Source organism: Pseudonocardia sp. KRD291 (assembly GCF_019263595.1).
Taxonomy (GTDB): Bacteria; Actinomycetota; Actinomycetes; order Mycobacteriales; family Pseudonocardiaceae; genus Pseudonocardia.
This window is the reverse complement of the sequence record NZ_JADQDD010000464.1, coordinates 1-2,672: the sequence shown is the minus strand read 5'-3', so window position 1 is coordinate 2,672 and position 2,672 is coordinate 1. Positions and strand designations below refer to the sequence as shown.

The window sequence follows — 2,672 nt, the reverse complement described above, 5'->3', positions numbered from 1 at the left end:
CAGGAGGGCGGCGCCGAGGGCGGCGGCGACTGGCTGACCGTGCAGATGTTCCAGGACGTGACGGTCACCGAGACCGCGGACGGCATGTTCGTCGTCGACGCATACCAGTACATCGTCATCCGCGACGACGACGGCAACGAGTACGTGTTCAAGGAGCACTACCAGGTCGTCGTCCCCGACCCGCCGGGCGAGGAGACCGACCTGGTGATCCACGAGCGCGGTCACGTGCACGTGATCGAGAACCCGGACGGCAGCTTCGGCGTCGCGACCGCCGACTTCGGCATCGACGTGCTGGTGGGCTCCGACGGCGACGGGCGCGACGAGGTCGGGATCACCCAGTCCCAGCGCGTGCAGGTCACCGACCGGGAGGGCGCGGGCGACGACGACATCACCGTCGACCTCACCGAGAGGTCCGTCTCCACCAGCGACGACACCGGAGACGAGGCGACCACGACGATCGACCAGGGCCAGGTCTTCACCGACCGGGACGTCCCGCCGCCGCCGTTCGACGAGGGCACCGACGCGACCACGACGGAGGGTCGCGGGCCGTTCGTCCCGGCCGGGCGGCACACCGGCACGGACGGGACCGACGGCGCCGGGGCCGACGGCGCCGGGGCCGGCCGGCCCGGCTCGACCGGTGGCGACGACGACGGTGCCGGCACGCCGGACCCCGACGGGCCGGGTCCGTCCTCGCCGTTCGGCGAGGAGCCGGCCGACCGCGGCTCCGGGGGACCCGCTTCGGTCCCGGGGCAGGCAGGCCCGGGCGGCGCGACGTCCGGCAGCGGCACCTCGGGCAGCGGGACGGCGAGCGGTACGTCAAGTGGCGGGTCCGGGGGCGGCACCGGCTCGACGGGCCCGGTCGTCGCGGCCCGCCCGGTCGACGCCGGACCCCTGACGAGCACGCTCGGCACACCCACGGCCGCCGTCGCCTGGCACGTCGAGACCCCCGAGGGGGACGCGCTGATCGCCGGCGCGCCGTCCTCCGGCGACGAGACGTCCGGCACCGGCTCCCGGACGGGCAGCGAGGGAAGGGTGGACGCGGGAACCGACCCCGGCCCCGGCCCCGGGACCGACACCAGGACCGGAGGTGCGGGCGCCCCGTTCCCGGGCGGGACGGCGCCGGCCGCCTCGTCCCCGTTCGGCACCGGCCCTTCCGGCACCGGCTCCTCGGGCACCGGGCCGGACGGCACGCCGGTCGAGCCGAGCGCCGGTGGCACCGCGGGCACGCCCGGCTCCGGGCCGGGCACCGGCGGGACCGTGCCGGTCATCTCCGGGCCCGTCATCTCGGGCCCCGTCGTCCCGGAGCCCGTGACCGGAGGCCCCGCCGGGCCGGACGGCTCCGGGAGCACCGGGGGGCCCGGCGGACCGGACGACGCCGGAGGGCCGGACGGCCTCGGCGGAGCGGGCGGCCCCGACGGCATCGGTTCCGACGGCACCGGCGGCTTCGGAGGGGTGGGCGGCCCGGACGTCCCGACCGGGCAGGACGGCGCCGGCGCGGGCACCCCCGTCGCCGGGGCCGCCGACGTCGGGGACCGGGACGTCCCCCTCGACGACCCCGGCGCGGACCCCGCGCTCGTGTCCTGACCAGCACCCGGCACCGACCGACGAAGGAGAGCACGGCGATGGGATACGGCCTGGGTGTCGATCTCGGCACCACGTTCACGGCAGCGGCGGTCGAGCGCGACGGCCGCGTGGAGATGGTCACGCTCGGCGACCGTGCGGCGGCGGTGCCGTCGGTCGTGCTGCTGCGCGCCGACGGGTCAGTGCTCACCGGGGACGCCGCGGACCGGCGTGCGGCGAGCGAGCCGGACCGGGTCGCCCGCGAGGTGAAGCGGCGCCTCGGCGACCCGATGCCGGTGATCCTCGGGGGCTCGCCGGCGCCGGTGCAGGAGCTGATGGCGATGCAGCTGCGCGACGTCGTCCGCGCCGTCAGCGAGCGGGAGGGCGGCGCGCCGGAGACCGTCACGCTGACCCACCCCGCGAACTGGGGCCCGTACAAGCGGGAGCTGTTCGGCCAGATCCCGGCCCGGGCGGGCCTGGACCGGGTGCGGATGCTGACCGAGCCGGAGGCGGCGGCCGCGCACTACGCGTCCACCGAGCGGGTGCCCGACGGCGCGGTCGTGGCCGTCTACGACCTCGGCGGCGGGACGTTCGACGCGACCGTGCTCCGGGTCGGGACCGGTGACTTCGAGATCCTCGGCACCCCCGAGGGGATCGAGGGGCTGGGCGGCATCGACTTCGACGAGGCCGTGTTCGCCCACGTCGACCGCGTCCTCGACGGCGCCGTGTCGGCGCTGGACCCCTCCGACGTGCGGGCCACCGGCGCGGCGATCCGGCTGCGTCAGGAGTGCGTCCTGGCCAAGGAGGCGCTCTCCGCCGACACCGAGACGACGATCCCGGTGCTGCTGCCCGCGATGCAGACTGAGGTGCGGCTGACCCGCGGCGAGTTCGAGGACATGATCCGCCCGTCGGTGGTGGCCACCGTCGACTCGATGCGCCGCGCCCTGCGCTCGGCCGGGGTGACCCCGGCCGAGCTGCAGACCGTGCTGCTCGTCGGCGGATCGTCCCGGATCCCCGCGGTGGCCCGGACGGTTGCCGCGGAGCTGGGACGCCCGACGTCGGTGGATGCGCACCCCAAGCACGCGATCGCCCTCGGCGCCGCCTCCGCCCGG

1 protein-coding gene and 1 pseudogene are annotated in these 2,672 nt (G+C 76.9%); both read left to right on the top strand.

Features of this window, described 5'->3' with window-relative positions:
- Positions 1-1,584, top strand: a pseudogene (locus I4I78_RS31765) (hypothetical protein); the annotation flags it as partial.
- A 38-nt stretch (positions 1,585-1,622) separates the two neighbouring features.
- Positions 1,623-2,672 (top strand): Hsp70 family protein (locus I4I78_RS31760; RefSeq protein ID WP_218615204.1); only part of this gene is annotated, 1,050 nt, incomplete at its 3' end.